Source organism: [Clostridium] fimetarium, from assembly GCF_900111235.1.
GTDB classification, from domain to species: Bacteria; Bacillota; Clostridia; order Lachnospirales; family Lachnospiraceae; genus Clostridium_N; species Clostridium_N fimetarium.
On sequence record NZ_FOJI01000023.1, the window covers coordinates 24,080 to 41,041 of the forward strand.

The 16,962-nt window shown below is 31.6% G+C and carries 18 protein-coding genes; 5 read left to right on the forward strand and 13 right to left on the reverse strand.

The window, feature by feature from the left end; genetic code table 11:
* Nucleotides 1-23: 23 nt before the first annotated feature.
* Together BMY18_RS19295 and BMY18_RS19300 are read right to left on the reverse strand one after the other, a co-directional pair.
* Entirely contained in the window at nt 24-755 is a 732-nt protein-coding gene (locus tag BMY18_RS19295) for a hypothetical protein (RefSeq protein WP_092457811.1), read from the reverse strand.
* A complete protein-coding gene (locus BMY18_RS19300; RefSeq protein ID WP_242941085.1) occupies nt 745-1,581 on the reverse strand; it encodes a 4Fe-4S binding protein in 837 nt (278 codons plus the stop codon). The genes BMY18_RS19295 and BMY18_RS19300 overlap by 11 nt, the downstream gene beginning before the upstream one ends.
* 159 nt (nt 1,582-1,740) lie before the next feature.
* On the opposite strand from BMY18_RS19300, the gene BMY18_RS19305 reads away from it, so the two are divergent.
* Together BMY18_RS19305 and BMY18_RS19310 are read left to right on the forward strand one after the other, a co-directional pair.
* On the forward strand, nt 1,741-2,427 hold the full coding sequence (locus BMY18_RS19305) for a response regulator transcription factor (RefSeq protein WP_092457814.1): 687 nt from the start codon (nt 1,741-1,743) through the stop codon (nt 2,425-2,427).
* Nucleotides 2,428-2,488: 61 nt separating this feature from the next.
* Entirely contained in the window at nt 2,489-3,934 is a 1,446-nt protein-coding gene (locus BMY18_RS19310) for a sensor histidine kinase (RefSeq protein WP_092457817.1), read from the forward strand.
* An 85-nt stretch (nt 3,935-4,019) separates the two neighbouring features.
* On the opposite strand, the gene BMY18_RS21835 is transcribed toward BMY18_RS19310, so the two are convergent.
* Entirely contained in the window at nt 4,020-4,145 is a 126-nt protein-coding gene (locus BMY18_RS21835) for a putative zinc-binding protein (protein ID WP_092457820.1), read from the reverse strand.
* The gene (locus BMY18_RS19320; RefSeq protein ID WP_207647459.1) at nt 4,117-5,031 is read right to left on the reverse strand and encodes a metal ABC transporter substrate-binding protein; all 915 of its coding nucleotides are present in this window, start codon (nt 5,029-5,031) and stop codon (nt 4,117-4,119) included. The genes BMY18_RS21835 and BMY18_RS19320 overlap by 29 nt, the downstream gene beginning before the upstream one ends.
* Nucleotides 5,032-5,171: 140 nt before the next feature.
* Here BMY18_RS19320 and BMY18_RS19325 point away from each other — a divergent pair, with 140 nt between their 5' ends.
* The 3 genes from BMY18_RS19325 (at nt 5,172) to BMY18_RS19335 (ending at nt 7,165) form a co-directional block, all read left to right on the forward strand.
* Nucleotides 5,172-5,849 carry a metal ABC transporter ATP-binding protein gene (locus BMY18_RS19325; protein WP_092457823.1) on the forward strand — a complete coding sequence of 226 codons (678 nt, stop codon included), beginning with the start codon at nt 5,172-5,174 and terminating at the stop codon, nt 5,847-5,849.
* Between the two features lie 10 nt (nt 5,850-5,859).
* Nucleotides 5,860-6,675, forward strand: a complete 816-nt coding sequence (locus tag BMY18_RS19330; protein WP_330386020.1) for a metal ABC transporter permease — start codon at nt 5,860-5,862, stop codon at nt 6,673-6,675.
* A 73-nt stretch (nt 6,676-6,748) separates the two neighbouring features.
* Entirely contained in the window at nt 6,749-7,165 is a 417-nt protein-coding gene (locus tag BMY18_RS19335; protein WP_092457828.1) for a Fur family transcriptional regulator, read from the forward strand.
* A gap of 91 nt (nt 7,166-7,256) precedes the next feature.
* On the opposite strand, the gene BMY18_RS19340 is transcribed toward BMY18_RS19335, so the two are convergent.
* The 9 genes from BMY18_RS19340 to BMY18_RS21210 form a co-directional block, all read right to left on the reverse strand.
* A complete protein-coding gene (locus BMY18_RS19340; protein ID WP_092457831.1) occupies nt 7,257-8,132 on the reverse strand; it encodes a TIGR03943 family putative permease subunit in 876 nt (291 codons plus the stop codon).
* Nucleotides 8,125-9,699 carry a permease gene (locus BMY18_RS19345; protein WP_092457833.1) on the reverse strand — a complete coding sequence of 525 codons (1,575 nt, stop codon included), beginning with the start codon at nt 9,697-9,699 and terminating at the stop codon, nt 8,125-8,127. The genes BMY18_RS19340 and BMY18_RS19345 overlap by 8 nt, the downstream gene beginning before the upstream one ends.
* A gap of 615 nt (nt 9,700-10,314) precedes the next feature.
* Entirely contained in the window at nt 10,315-11,328 is a 1,014-nt protein-coding gene (locus BMY18_RS19355; protein WP_092457838.1) for a C45 family autoproteolytic acyltransferase/hydrolase, read from the reverse strand.
* 1,090 nt (nt 11,329-12,418) lie between these two features.
* Entirely contained in the window at nt 12,419-12,610 is a 192-nt protein-coding gene (gene tnpB, locus BMY18_RS21560) for an IS66 family insertion sequence element accessory protein TnpB (protein ID WP_092457841.1), read from the reverse strand.
* Nucleotides 12,604-12,975 carry an IS66 family insertion sequence element accessory protein TnpA gene (gene tnpA / locus BMY18_RS19365; protein WP_092457845.1) on the reverse strand — a complete coding sequence of 124 codons (372 nt, stop codon included), beginning with the start codon at nt 12,973-12,975 and terminating at the stop codon, nt 12,604-12,606. The genes tnpB and tnpA overlap by 7 nt, the downstream gene beginning before the upstream one ends.
* Nucleotides 12,976-13,510: 535 nt before the next feature.
* A complete protein-coding gene (locus BMY18_RS19370; RefSeq protein ID WP_092457848.1) occupies nt 13,511-14,383 on the reverse strand; it encodes an ABC transporter ATP-binding protein in 873 nt (290 codons plus the stop codon).
* A gap of 43 nt (nt 14,384-14,426) precedes the next feature.
* The gene (locus BMY18_RS19375; RefSeq protein WP_092457851.1) at nt 14,427-15,533 is read right to left on the reverse strand and encodes a hypothetical protein; all 1,107 of its coding nucleotides are present in this window, start codon (nt 15,531-15,533) and stop codon (nt 14,427-14,429) included.
* Complete coding sequence (locus tag BMY18_RS19380; protein WP_092457854.1) at nt 15,478-15,930, reverse strand: recombinase family protein; 453 nt, start codon at nt 15,928-15,930, stop codon at nt 15,478-15,480. Before BMY18_RS19380 ends, BMY18_RS19375 begins: the two co-directional genes overlap by 56 nt.
* Before the next feature lie 714 nt (nt 15,931-16,644).
* Entirely contained in the window at nt 16,645-16,821 is a 177-nt protein-coding gene (locus BMY18_RS21210; protein WP_170841509.1) for a hypothetical protein, read from the reverse strand.
* Nucleotides 16,822-16,962 lie beyond the last annotated feature (141 nt).

The window sequence follows — 16,962 nt, forward strand, 5'->3', positions numbered from 1 at the left end:
CATTTTCTGCTATAACAATAGTTTCACTTTTTATCAATTAAACTCTGAATTTGAGATTTTGTATTTGAAAATTCCATGCCTTTTTCAATACAAAAATCTTTAATCACTACTGATGTATCTGTTATTGCATTATTCATCACCTCCTCAATGTCCTCTTTTTTAATTCCTAAATCTAAAATTTCATTAAATGTTGTTGTACCTTTAATGAATTCTGCATGTTCACTTGCATATGTAGTAGTTGTAGTTTCAAGTACTTCTGTGTTACTTTCGGATTTGATTAAATGGGTTGAGATAAATATTTTTTGCTGTTCTGTCATATTTCCTGCCTTTAGAAGAATTGATTCCAATTGATTTGGAAAATAGGTTGTATCATTTAATGTAATTGGTAACCCTCTATATAATGATACAAAAATCCTAACTGAATCAGTTCCAATCTCTTTCCCGCTTAGATTTGTCGTTTCGTAAATTGTTTCTAATTCTTTGCACTGTATTGATGAAATATTTTCTCTATCTTCTATTGCAAATGCAACTGCCAAATCAACAATAGGAATATTGAATAATTCACTGATTTCCCCAAACGTATATGAGCCTTTTATATCTTGGGGGTTATATTCATCCTGGAAATCACCACTCTTATATTTTTCTGGTATTTTTGTATTTGTCGTTTTCCAAACTCCTAATGCTGTGGTAGTAAAAATAGTTCCAAAAAGTATGATAATGATTATAAATGCTAATGCTTTTTGATTAATTCTCATTTTTACCTCCTCCTATTCTTAATATTACGGTATCTTTAATAGGACATGCATTTTCGCTAGTACACTTTAAGCAGGATATACATTGATGATTATAGATTGTATTTGAGGAACTAACCTCAATATTCATTGGGCATGAACTATTACAAGCATCACAACTAATACAGGTTTTCTGGTTTCGTTTGATTTTAAATATTCTAAACAAATTGAATATGCCTAACGTTGCTCCATATGGGCATATATACTTACAAAATGGTCGTTCAACAAATAATGATGCAATTACAGTAATGGCAAGTATTATATATGCTGCCACCGCAACTTCACTGGTAAACAAATTAAATAATGCATAATATGGATCAACGTTTTGAAAAATCAACTTCGCAGAAGCTGCTGTATTATAAATGACTAGTATAAGTACAAAATAACGTAAATATCTTAAAATACTATCTAACCTTTTTGGAAGAAAATGATTATATCTTTTACCAAAAATCTTTTTACCTATTTTGCCTATAAACTCTTGAAAGGTACCAAAAGGACAAATCCATCCACAAAACACAGGACCAAATAGAAGTGTCATAAAGAACACCGCATACATCAAAATAATTGATGAACTATGTATTTTTTGAATTAATATACCATCTGTCAGGTAAGTATATATTGAAACCACCCCTCCAAATGGACAAATAGCATGTAACGATGCATTTGTGATAAATGGAACAGTCATACCTTCATCACTTAATGCTTTTGCAATAGAAATCAACATAACAATTATAAAAAATGATATTTGTATCATTGGTCTGATCCAATTCCTCATTCTGTTTTTATTCACACTGAAACCTCCGTTTTTTTATTTAATTTTATTATAAATTCCACAGATGGCAAAACTATGGCAAAATTAAGTTTTAATTTATCTATTTTATCTTGTAAAAACATAGTTTTGACATATATAATGATTATATTATCTAGACACGACAGGATGGAGGAACACATGGGAAATATATTAATAGTAGATGATAATAAACAAATCTCTTCGGTATTATCTGAGTATGCAAAAAAAGAAGGCTTTACTCCTATAACCGCGGAAAATGGAATAGACGCTTTAAATATATGCAAAGAACATACTCCGGAAATCATTCTTTTAGACGTAATGATGCCACTAATGGATGGCTTTGAGGTATGCAGAGAAATCAGAAAAACATCTAATGTTCCGATTATTATGATAACAGCAAGGGGCGAGGATTTTGAAAAAATAATGGGGCTTGATATAGGAGCGGATGACTATATCGTGAAACCATTTTCACCAGCAGAGGTCATGGCAAGGGTTCGTGCAATTCTACGTCGTCTTGTGAAATCCGAAGAGAATCCATCACAATTATTTACATTTGATAATTTAAAAATCAATTTAGATGATTATGAAGTAACAATTAATAGTAATATTGTTTCCTTGACAAAAAAAGAGATAGAGCTATTGTGGACGCTCGCTACAAACAAGAATAAAGTTTTTACAAGAGATAATTTATTAAATACCATTTGGGGATACGATTATTTTGGAGATTCCAGAACAGTTGATTCTCACATGAAAAGACTTAGAGCAAAACTAGATCAATATCCCCATCAAACATGGAATTTGAAAACCATATGGGGTGTTGGTTATAAGTTTGAAGTTACATTATGAATATTTCATCATTCATATCCTATATTTTGAGTGATGCTAAATCACCGGATTGGAGCAACGTATGAAAAATAAAATTGTATGGAAGCTTAGCATTTATTTTATCACTTCATTACTTGTCTTTGCCTTTATTATCAGCGGTATATTTATTTACCTTTTCAGAATTAATACAATAGAATTACACAAAAATGAATTGGAGCAACGAGCAACAAAAATATCAAAGACCCTTTCATCCATAACCAGCGATAGCATTCGAAAAAATCAAGGAAGCGGCTATGGTGCATATTTAAAATTTTTAAATGATATAGCAATGTCTGATGTTTGGATTGTAGATGAAAACTTAAATATCATTACCGCCGGAAATGATCAGGTATCCCAATATTCCTTCAGCGATTTGCCTTCAAATGCTGAAGAAATTGTAAAAGAAGTTTTTTCTGGCAAAACAGAATTTAGTGAAAGCTTCAGTAATATTTTGGATACTCCTACTTTAACCGTAGGAACCCCCATCAAAGATGATAGTGGAAATATTTTTGGCGTGGTACTTCTTCATTCTCCTGTAAATGGGATTGATCTTGCCATTTCCAAAGGCATTGTTATATTAGTTTTTAGTATAGGAATTGCTTTAATGATTGCAATTCTTTTATCTATAGGTTTTTCTTTTACATTTACAAAACCGCTTAAAAGCTTGAATCTCACAGCTATAAAATTAACCGAAGGTGATTATACTGTTAAAACGAACGTTAAACAAAGTGATGAAATCGGTACTCTCGCAATGAATATGGATATTCTAGCCCAACGGCTTAATGAATCTTCAATGGAAAGTGAAAAGTTAGAACAGCTAAGACGAGATTTTATAGCCAATATTTCGCACGAATTAAGAACTCCTGTAACTGTTATTAGAGGCTCTCTTGAAGCTTTGAATGATGGAATTATTACAAAAGAGGCACAAGTACTGGAATATTATTCACAAATGTTAGCCGAAAGCAAACATTTGCAACGGTTAATAGGTGATTTATTGGATTTGTCTCGACTTCAAAACACGGATTTTCAACTTGAAATGACACAAATAAGCATTTGTGAAGTGCTTTCAGATGTAATTAGAAGTGCTAAAAGTCTTGCTAAAGATAAGCAAATTGAATTTGTGGTTAATAATAATTTTAAGGATTGTGCTCTTTTAGGCGATTATGGTAGACTCAGGCAAATGATTTTAATTATTGTTGATAATGCCATCAAATTTTCACCTCAAAATGGACATATATATATTAATGTATCACAGGATAAAAACTTGATTTTATCGATACGTGACGAAGGTCGTGGGATTAATAATGATGATTTGCCATATGTATTTGATCGTTTTTATAAAACCAAATCTATTGAGAATAAAAATGGAACAGGTTTAGGACTCGCTATTGCTAAGCAAATTGCGATCCGGCATAATGCGACCATTAAACTTGTCAATGAAATAGGCGTTGGATGTGAATTTGTATTTATTTTTCATGATGATTTATAGAAAGATGACAGACCTTTTTCAAAAAAAAACAGTGTGAAAACTAGGACATACATTCTAGTGTTCACACTGTTTTTCGATTAGCTTACTAAACTGGAGTAACTATAATATGTTCATCCAATTCAAAACCAGCTTTTTCAAGAGTTTTTTTCACACAATTCATTGGGCATCCATGTAAATATATATTATTTTGACAAACTATCATAAATTTCATCAAGATTGTCCGTCATACGTTCTATATATGTTTTATCATCCTCGCTACTCTCAATCGTATAAATAGTTTTCACCTCTGCTCCAACCTCGCTTGCCAATGTCTTAGAAACATCTGGACTAGCCATATCTTCTGCAAAAATGGTTTTTACATTATTTTTTTTGCAATAATCTACAAGTTCTGACAATTGTTTTGCAGTAGGTTCACCCTCTGCAAAGACACCTTCCACACTATTTTGTTGCAAGCCAAAATCCTGGCATAGATATGCAAAAGCAGCGTGTCCAGTCACAAAACTTTTGTTCGCTACAGACTTGAATTTTTCATTATATTTATTATAAAGGCTGTCTAGTTCAGCGTTAAAAGTATCACTATTTTTTTCATAATAATCTTTATTGGTTGGATCAGCTTTTACCAATGCCTCTTTTATATTATTTGCCTCAATTTTAGCACCCTTTAGACTAATCCAAAGATGTGGATCATATTGTCCATGTTCTTCTTTTTCTGCTTCCGATACGCTTGATATTGGTGTTGCTCCATCAGATGCTTCTACCGTAATAAGATTTTTATTATTTGCATTTGAAATAGCATCATCAACCCATGTTTCCATACCAAATCCATTATATACAAATACGTTGGCATTACTTATACCTACTAAATCCTGCGCCTTTGGTTCAAAATCATGTGGTTCAGTCCCATCAGGAATAATGGTTGATATTTCAACTTTATCCCCTCCTATTGCTTCAACAAACTCCTTTATTGCATTAAAAGTAACTGAGACCTTAATTTTATCCCCTGTTACACTTTCCTGATTTTTATTGCCACATGCTGTAAAAGTTGCAATTGAAATCAAACATAAAAATAACACAATACTTTTCTTTACAATCTTCATAATATAATTATCCTCCAAATTTTACTTGCAAATAGTTCCCATTTGCATTTATAATATAATATATCTTATCAAATATATTTGTCAAGTGTAAATACTTTTTTACAAATATATATATTGGATAGACAGAAAGTAGGATGATTATGATTAAAATAGAAAATTTGTTTTTCTCCTATACAAGTTCTCCCCCATATATTCTAGATGGTATTAATCTAGAAATACAAGATGGAGAATATGTATCAGTGTTGGGGGAAAACGGTAGTGGAAAAAGTACACTCATGCGATTATTATTAAAACTAATTAAGCCAACAAAAGGAAACATCCAGTTGCAAGCAAAAAGGATTGGATACGTTCCACAAAAGAATGATTTTTCTAATTCCAATTTTCCAATAACAGTTTATGAAATGTTGGATTCTTATCGGAGAATTTTGAAAATCAAAAGCAAAAATGTTATTATGGAGAATCTGAAACAGGTTGGAATGTCCGAATTTGCAAAAGCATTGGTAGGTACTCTTTCTGGAGGTCAAAATCAGAAGACACTTATTGCAAGGGCATTAATTGGTGATCCAGATTTATTAATTCTAGACGAACCCTCTACTGGAGTAGACATTAACAGTCAAAGAGAGATTTATGGATTTTTAAAAAAAATAAACAAAGAAAAAAACATAACCATAATTTCTGTTGAACACAATTTAGATGCTGCCATATCAAATTCAACCTTAATATATCATCTTATCAATGGACAGGGACACCTCTGCACTCCTAAAAAATATGCTGATGAATATTTAAATATTAAGAGAAAGGACGATACCATTGCTTAATTATACGTTTATGCAAAATGCAATTTTTGTTTCAATTTTTATTTCAATTTTATGCCCATGTATTGGTGTGTTTTTGGTTCTACGACGGTACTCTATGATAGGAGATACTTTATCTCATTCATCGCTTGCTGGAATCACAATTGGATTGTTATATCACCAAAATCCAATACTTGGTGCATTTGTTTTTACATCAATCTGTGGTGCGTTAATTGAATTTCTACGGATTTATTTCAAAAAGTACACTGACTTGATTCTTACTATTGTACTTTCCCTAAGTGTAGGTACTGCAATTACTATTATAAGTTCTGGAAAGCTACATGCTAACGCAGATTCATTTATGTTTGGAAGCATCCTGACTGTCACCAAATTCGATATGATTATGGTTCTAATCCTTAGCATCATTTCAGTCATATCACTTATTCTCTTATATCATCAAATGATATATATCGTATATGATGAAGAAGCAGCTAAAATTGCTGGTGTAAAGGTCAGGCTCATTAATTATGTTTTCTCAATCCTTGTAGCCTCTGCTATCTCTATCTCTATCCGAATAGTAGGCGTATTGGTACTTAGTTCCATGATCTCGCTTCCAGTTGCAACGGCACTACAGCTTGAAAAAGGGTTTAAAATCACACTCATATTTTCTATTGTTTTTAGCGTAATTGACATTATGCTTGGATTGTTTGCTTCTTATTATCTTAATGTAGCTCCTGGAGGATTTACTGCTCTTTTATCTGTAGCTGTACTAATATTAGTATTGATAGGAAAGAAAATATATATAAATGTCAGTAAAATTCATAGCGATCAAAACGAAATACCTTGCTAAGTAAGTTGACTTCATTATATTACTACTCTATAATGAATTTATATTATATAAATGTGAATGAGGTGAATATACATTGAAAAAATCACTGACTGATTGGCCCATTGGTATTAAAAAGACAAATCAACGTCAAAAGGTTCTTTTAATACTTGAAAATTCTGATAAACCATTAGGTGCAACTGAAATATTCTCGCAGATTGCAGATGATGGGGATTCAGCTTGGTTATCAACCGTTTATAGGACATTAGATCTCTTTGTTAAACACGGTATAATCAATAAAATCAACGTGATGAATAGTGAAATAGCAATTTATGAACTAAATCGTCTTAACCATAAACATTATGCTGTTTGTTTAAACTGCCATAAGATAATAAGTATGATTAATTGTCCAATGACTGAATTTGACCCAAAGCTTGAAGAAAGTGATTTTCAAATTATGGGACATAATCTAGAAATATATGGTCTATGTAAAGATTGTACCTCAAAAAAATAGTAATAAATTAATAAAAGACGTAATCTATTTCTAAGTAAATAGATTACGTCTTTTATTATATATAATTATTATAAAACTGCAAAAAAATGAATTAAAATGGATACACATAAACATCTTTTGGAGCAGATGCATTCTCTATCGTTTTTACATTTATCTGGAACTCTTTGTTACCTTGAAAATCACCAATCTGAATAACACCATGAATAGTTATCCATGAGTCAACTTTCAGTTGCGAAGCATTATCATAATTGCAGATTGGTCCCGTAGGCACAAGATCTGCAGTGCAACATGACATAAGCATTCTTACGGAACCAAATTGGCTTGATGTAAGTGTTTCATCCTTATAAACCTGACCTGTAATATTAATATTATAGCCTGCATATTTGTCTAAATTAGTATATATTTCAACCATCCAAAAGTAAAATTCATCATCCGCAATTGTTATTATTTTATTCTTCTCATCATAACCACTAAGCTGAACGGTATTATCGATTGTAGCTGATGTAGATGCTGTAGTTTGTTTCTGACTCGTTGTAGCTGATGATGTGGATGCTGTAGTCTGTTTCTGTCCCGTTGTACTTGCCTGTGATTGACTATTATCTACTGAATTTTTTGTTTCCTTTTCAGATGCAATAGCAGTGTTCTGTTTAAAATATTGATTAGAATATGAATTAGCAGAATCACTTGCTGAGATTGTCTTTTGCGGTAATAATAACAATAAAATTGGTATCAAAAAAATAAGAAAACGGCTATGTTGTTTTTCATATTTTGCCTTTCCTATTTGTATCATACAAAAAAATCCCCATATAAAAAGTACTATAGTCATAATATATAAAAAAGGTTTTACTTTCACTGTTACATATAAACTATACTTCCCGGTATACAAAAGCCAATACATAATAAAAGAAAGACATAAACAACTTATTCCTTCTAAGAATGAACTCATATCAAAATATTTTTTACCCATTGTATGAAATACCTCCTGATCCCATAAAACTGAATAGCATAATAACCAATAAACATACCACAAATACAGTTAATGCAAGTCTTATAATAAACTTCTTTTCAAAACCGCTCGACAATAATAATATATTTTTAATATCCATCATTGGTCCAAAAACCATAAATCCCATTGTGGATGCAAATGGAAATGTTGATGCTAAACTTCTTGCGATAACTGCATCTGACGTCGAACATAACGATAGGAAAAAGGCCATTATCATTAAAAGTATGATTACTGTAAACGAATGGCTCTGTACTACATTTTTTAGGATACCACTCTGGACAGCCTGAAACATTGTAGATATAAATGCACCAATCAATAAATATTTTGCGACCTTTACAAACTCATAACGTGCATGTCTCATAAATTTAATTAGACCAGATTCCTTCTCGCTGCTCCTTGCGTCATCCATACAACAGTAACAGCTGCAGGATTGAATATTACCAGAATATTTCAAGACACTTTTACTTTTAAAAATATAGAATGTTCCACCAACTATTATGGAGCATACAATACCAAGTGCTATTCTATAGCCTAAGACTTTAATATTCCCATTAAATGCATAGTAAGTAGACAAAAGCACCACTGGATTTACAATTGGTGTCACTAACAGGAATGTTACTGCCGAACATAACGGGACATTCTTTTTCAAAAGGCTTTGAAATACAGGCACTGAAGCGCAGTCACATATTGGCAGACAAAATCCCATCCCGATGGCTGTAATCATTCCTATTACAGGATTTTTGGGATAAACACGTGCGATCCAATCTCCTGACACATATAACTGAATAAATGTTGAAAGCAAAACTCCTATAACAAGAAATGGCATTCCTTCGAGCAACATTCCTGTATATATGATTAGATCATTATAAAGCCATTTTATACTGCTAATATTATTTCTTAATAAAAGATACACACAAATCAGCATAATAAACCATATAAATCTACTGCCTCCAGTCATTTTTTTTAAATCTAACTGTTTTAAGTGTTCTTGGAAATCATTTTCGTAAACTAAATCTAATTTTCTATTATATGATAATAATATTTTTTTCGTCTTTGCCTTATTCTCTTTATTGGCCGAATATATATACGCGATATCACTTGCATATAACATTGTAATAGGATTAATGCCTGTATTTTGTATCATAATTGGAAAACTATCGGCATCAGCAATATAGATCACTCTCTCTAAATGAGCAATTGCTTTCATTCTTATTTGTAGGAATATTTCTTCAGCTAATTTGAAATTATCCATCCCATTCCATTCTACCCATATTTCATCATAATTCCCATCAGATATAACATTATATATTTTATTTGAAATATTTGTAGAATAAATTTCATATTCTCGTTTACTAATAATTAAAACTGTAGTATTAATTAAATTTTCTTCTACTTCTTCCTCACCATCTTCAAATTGTATTACAAGCGTATTCTTTTCATAATTTTTCTTATGGCTTAAAATTTTATTGAGATATGTAGTTTTTCCAGCCCCCAAATAACCTGTTATAACATAAATAGGCACATTCATTCAATTTTCCCTTTCATTTTGTATCTAGTAATCTAAAAATTTACATACAACAAAATAATGCAAATCATAAATGACTTACATAACTTATTAAATGTTTCAATTGTTTAGCCTTACTTTTAAAATAAAAAGGGATTTTGTGATTGATATTAAAGAACTAAACCAATATTTTCCCAGGACAAACATCACTAAAGTGAATATAACGAAAAAAAATTCGCCACCGGAAACGATTTGATTTAATATGTGAATTGCAAAATCTATCTGATTGCAAATTGGGCAATTCTCGCCTGAACATTGATGATGTATATGATTAGATATATATATTTGAGAAAACATAAGAAGAGAAATAATTAAAATAGCCAAAATAATACATAGTGTTTTTTTAACAGCTGACTGGATATATCTCATTAATTAACTCCTCATATAATAATCATATTTTAAAAATTATATTCTTAATTAAAGTATATGTCAAATCAGAATAATAATGGTAAGCGACAGATACATCATGGATGGTCATCTCAAATACCATTCACCTTCTTTCTTTGGACGAAAAAGAGCACCCAAGTTTTTGGGCTTGAATGCTCTTTTTTCTATAATTAATATTTAATTGACTCTAGCTTATTTTGGAAATTTCATTCGTGTATCCTCTACGAATTTTTTTCTTGATGGATTTCCTTCAACACGATATACTTTCTTGTTTTTCAAATCATAGACTACTGACCATACAGTATCTGCACCGGTCTTACGATCATATTGACACATGAATCCAAATTTTCCACCTAGTAACTCCTGTGCAAATTCCAGTGAATACTGCTCACCATGATTATTTAACGCTGTATATGCTGTTTCATACCTCTCATCCGATTTCCAATCATCGATATCAACCGGAGTACGATATGCTTTCAACTCTTCTGAATTAAAATTATTAGCAGTTGCAACATACTTTGTTCCATTTTTCGGATAAATAATTGCAAATTTCTCGGGATTACATTCAACGACAGCCAAATCACCTCTGCTATCTGCTATTGTTAATGTTTGTGCTGATGCAATAGGTAATTGCTTCAACGCATCTATCGCTTCTTTCGTTGTTTTACATTTTTCCAAAATATATCTCAGAAGCATTCCTGCATTCAATCCTGGTTTTCTAATATGTGGGTAAATAAATGTTAAACCAACAGCAAGTCCATGTTCATTCACTCCATCTTCCATTTGCACAAAAGCTGTAGTGTTTCCATTAAAGGCATAAACGCCGTCGAGGTCGTACAAACAATTCATATATAGTTTTTCGATGCTTACCAAAAAGTCACTGTTTCTGCCCATCATAATATTTTCACCATCTACAAATGCAAAACAAGTACAATGATTTTGTGGTTTAAAACAGTAAATACAAAACAAAATTTGATACAACAATTCAAAAGAGGATTGCTGTCCATCGGCCATACCTTTGATTTCTTGTAAAACTTCTGGATAATACTCTTCATACTGTGGAATACACTCTGCTGCATATTTTTTCATCTCTTCAGTTATATCAAAAGTTGGACTACCAGATATAACAACTCCATGCTTTTTTAACAAGCAACCATAATTATATCCTGCTTCATAATGCGTACCTTTAAATCTTCCATGATACATAATTTTTTCTCTCCATTCATTATTTTGGAGTTGACGTCATCTCTTATAAACAAGATTAGTTTAATAAAAATTTTATGTCATGCACTATATTAATCTTAATATTTTGATGAGAGAATTATTATAACTAATAAATTGTCTTAATCAGTTTATTTATGCGTTCCTTGTATCTCCAAAGCTCTTTTTTTAGCATTTCAACTAAAAAAGCACCCAAGTTTTGGCTTGAATGCTCCTTTACAAATAATATTCAGTTCACCTCAACTATGAACAGGAATTTAATATTTCATGTTATGCGAAGTAATGTTTTAAATATCACTTTTTCATCATCTCTAATCTTTCATAGCATAAATCTGCTTTAAATTTCAGGAAGTTCTTTGGTTACCTAAAGGGCTTGGGTGATTAGCACTGTGAAATCATTGTTTTGACCCCGCCATCATGTCATTGCTACAAACGCATATTTTTCTCAAATCTGATTCGTTTGTAAGGGAATCTTTTTCTTTCAATATTTAAATAATACACTGTATTAAACGATCAACTCCTCAATAGAAAGCAACCACCCTGATTCCTAATCTTATTGAGGAATAAATTTTATTATATTATTACTCTTTTTCAAATTGACTGTTATATAGGTCAGCATAGAACTTACCTTCCTTCAATAATTGTATCATAACCATTGGAAAGCGTGTATAAGACAACCCACTCCTGTATCCGCAAGCGCATGCCGAGGGATAGAATTAAATCAAATTATTAACCTTTATATTACCGAATCATTGAAACCCACTATTTTCAACGCTTCCAGATCTCACTTTTTCGATATCAACACTAAACTTTCGACATAGCTTGAGATTACAGAATTGATGTCATTAAAAGTAATAAGTATTTCATTTCCAACCATATGATTGGTTTGACCCACACAAAATAATCTTTTACTACTAAACAAATTTGTACAAATGAACTCCCATTTTAGAAACTTGATATAGATTGCTTCCAATTAGAAAATTCAGGAATGTCATATATAACATTTAATGATGGTAAACTGCCTCCACCTTTAATGTGAAAAGGCAATCTTATATTATCCATACCTTAGCTAATATCAGAAATTGTCTTTTGTAAATTCAATAATATCTGCAATAAAAGCCTTTTTATCAAATGTTTCTGAACCACTTCCTGATGCTTTATTCAAGGTTTGTTTAACCATTGCCGCAAGGCCATCAATTGATTTTCGCATGTCTGTATATCCGCATACAATAAAGATGCTCGCAATGCCTGAAATATCACCTAACATAGCTGCCGAAGTGCATTGATAGTATTGGTAATTGCAGATTGATTTGCACAATTTTGAATTTCTAAGGTTATAGCATTATTGAGATGAATTATTATTGCAGTGGAAGAATCTATGTCAACTTTGTTTTTTGTATTTGAAGCGATTATTAATGGTACAACTGGTTGAGGTTCAGATACTGTCATATCTGATTTGGTTGTAGAAGGTATTTCGCAAGATTCTTTTTGCAATAGCTTTACCCAGTAGTAAAAGGAACTTGGCTCTATACTGTTTTTTATACACCAGGCTTTATCCGCTAGACCACTTTTGCGACACTCCATAATTCTACTGAACCATAATTCACGTTTTTTCTTTATTGATTCTGTCATTTTTTCAACTCCTCCAATAATTTTTTATAGCAAACGACTCCAAAAAGCAAAAATACTCTTGGAGTCATTATCTCATTATTAAATTAGGTTGAAAACCTACCATCTTATTATGCGCTTACCTCTGTAAAGTAGTTTTTTCCCATAGTATACACTCCTAAGTTATAAGTATAACAAAAATAGACCCTATAAGGTAGGACCAGTTAAATTTGAGATCAAGTCTCTTTTTTAAACTGTCTATCTTATAAGGTCCATTTTAAATATTGAAATTTAATCCTTTTTTTATCTATTACTATTGTTTTTTTACTGTTCATTTTGTATAGTTTTATATACTATATTTTGATAAAGTGCAAATTAAAAAGATTCCAAAATGTAAGCACGAAGCCCACACATCAAAAAATGATAGGATAAAATTTCGTTTATCTAATGTCTTGTGTTTCATATATCCAATTATTGTTGCGGTTCTGAATCTTTAGATTTGTTATCTGTATCTGCTTATAATTCTTACCTTGCATTGTAATGGAATCTCCGTTTAGTTTCACTCAAAATAATACAGATACACATCCTCTAAATTAATATCATGATTCACTTTCTCAAATTCAGTAGGCAAATTATCTCCCACAATCCTCAATACGAGTCCATCACTTCTCTGCTTTACATTGCCCACCTTATAATGAGCCTGTAACTCTGTGATCTGATCCAGTGTGCAGGAAATTTCTGCGACCTTATCATGCATACTACGAATCAATTCTCCAGGTGTACCTTTTGCTACAATCTCACCCTGCTTTACAAACAACACCTGATCTGCAATACATTCAATATCGCTTACCACATGGGTTGCAAATAAGATGATTTTATCTTTTGATAATTCCGCTATATAATTACGAATGGTAATTCTCTCCTTTGGATCAAGGCCTGCTGTAGGCTCGTCTAAGATGATAATTTTCGGGTCGCCCAAAAGTGCTTGAGCCAAAAGAACACGCTGCTTCATTCCTCCTGAAAATCCTCCGACCTTATTATGAGCAAACTTTGTCAAATTTACAATTTCTAGCAATTCATCAATCTGCTTGTTGGCAATTTTTCTGGGTATTTCTTTTATTGATGCCATGTACTGTAAAAATGCTTTAGCTGAAAATTCATCGTAAAATCCCTGTTGTTGAGGCATATATCCTACTATACGTCTAAACTTTCTTCCAAGCTTTAATATGTCTTCTTCATTATATTGGATTTTTCCACTTTCAACACCACTATCTCTAGAGACATTGTCTGTTATCAAATTAATTAATGTGCTTTTACCTGCACCATTAGAACCAAGTATCCCATAAATTCCTGCTTGAAATTCCATCGAGAAATTATTTAGCGCTTTTATATTTCCATATGTTTTTGTTACATTTTTAATTTCTAACTTCATACCTTTCCCCTTATCTTTATGCCAATTTATTAACTATACTAGATCATATCATCCAATTAATAACCGAAATATAACTAAATATATTAAATCCGAAAAAATAAAGAATATACGGAATTAAAATTATAAAACTTAAACATATGCTATAATTATAATCCGTTCTCCAAGAAATAAATAAACTCCATAAACTCACTAAGATAAGGATACTTAACCTCTTAAGGCTCTCAATTAAAAAATATCCACAAATAGAAATAGGGAACGGATAATCAGATAATGACATAATGCTTTGTACCGGATATTTTAAATCCGATAAACATATATTATAAACTTTTATATAATTATAAAAATTGATTCCGTAAATCACTGCCCAAATGACAAAAGTACAAGTTAAGGCTGCTGATACCTTAATAATCATATTTTTCTTATATCCCTTTGTAGAACTAGTTATAAGTTTGATCATATTATTTTTCTTTTCAAAAGAAATCGTTCCAAAAGTAACAATAATAACCGATATTACAGCAAGAACGGCATTATATTCTTCAAAGGAATCCATTCTACTACCAGTCATAACTTGATATTCTGGTTGTTTAATTACACTTAATTTTCGATTATAGATTTCATATTGTTGATCTCTATAATTTTGTTCTTCAATTATCTTTTCCAATACTTTTTTTTGTACTGCAATTTCCTTACTCAATAAATTGCCATGGTACTCAAAAATTACAGACACTATAAGACTAATCGCAAATAAAATAAGAATTCTTTGTAAAAGTAGTCTTCCTCTGCCACCAGGCGTTGAATGAATAATCATATTAAGCCCACTTTTTCTTTCATAAAAAAATCCAATTACTATTACAAATAGTATCATCAAAGCGAAAAAAAATGTGGCAGTATATTCTGATGCGCTCTCAAAGCCCTTATAGTTACCATTTTGAACAGAAATATTTTTCATATTTGAAAAATCATATCTTGTTTTTAGTAGATCAGCTCTAACAAATGTTCCTTTTTGGGAATAAATATTCATTGATAATTTTACATCTGCAATATGAACTATATTGTCCGTTTTTTGTATATAAGTATTGATATACTCTGTCTGGCTACACCTTAATTTCCGAACATTTATCTTCAGTGTATCTACTTCTAGAACATTCATAATAAGGATTAATCGTTGTATGACTCCTTCTAAGCAATCTTCCACAATCTGCACAGTAATAGAATCCTTTTCTCCTAAAATCACCAAGTAGAATAGTCTCCTTCTCCGTAAGGGGCATGATATCATTATTTACTTTCCAATATATTTCCTTACTAACGATCCCTTCATGAGTTCCTTTAACAATAATCCACTCATCTCTATTTACACGTTCACTCTCTTGCTTTGCGATTTTCGTACGTACTCTGACATTACTTATCATATCGCCAGCATACCTTTGGTCCCTGATAATCTTCAAGACCTTCGGTGATGTCCATACAGTCTTTTCATCGATCACATACTTTCTTTGTCTGTTAGTATTACTATACCCCGCTGGCGTAAAGATTTCTAGCCCCTTCAGTTTACGTGCAAAATCCCTTTAATTGTGAGTACACTGTTTGTGTCATTCGTGAGTACAAAGACCATTTTATAAGGCTTATCAGATATAATAAAGCTTATATCTTAACATATTTCATTAAATTTTAAAATGTAAATACATCTATTTTTATATTTGTGAGTACACTTTTAGATAATTTAAATTATAAACTTTTTATAAAATCTTCAAAAATGCGGGACACTACCCCCTGATTTTCGGCTTATAAGTATAGGGGTAAAAATTTAAGAAACTGCAGCAAATACACTCACATCGGTATCGAATCCTTCACACACAAAGCTCCCCACCCCATCTCAGGATTCGGCCACTCACTAAACCCCGGCAGTTTTTCCTAGCCCCATTAATCAAATAAGCCTTGACCTTCTCTGCTTGTGTCAAGATAGGACTAAAAAAAAAATTGATATATTCTTTCCGCTTACAATTTTCAACTCAACAGAAAGTGCAGTCAGTCTGTATCCTCTGGTGAGTTGAAACTTCTTTTGTTGCTGTATTAATTTATATGCCAGTGTGGTTGTCTGGTATATCACCAGAAAGCCACACATTTTTCATTTACTCTACCCCGTGCATCATCTATGGAAATTACTGATACCATAGAACGGGAAACATGTAAGACAGGATTGATATTTCCTCTTAACACAACATATTAACTTTCCTTAGGAATTGCTTACGGTTTTTTATATGTTATGTTCCAGTGCCACCCGGCAGCTTATGTTGCTGAAGTTTCGGTGAGTAGACGAAGTCTATCTCACTATCCATCAAAGCTTTGCAATGCGTATCAATAGCATTACATCCATCTGGTTCGCTCTTTACTTTATTGATTCTAAAAAGGCTACGCTTTTTTTCTCGGTAAAGAATCATTGCATGATTCTTTATATTATGGTTCTTGGATTGAATAAGTTTTCAACCCTCGTATTATATAGTTATAGCTTTTCTTTACCTTTTCTTAGGTATGAGCTATTCTGTTTAAGATACTGTGGATTAGTTATTTCTCCCTACCAT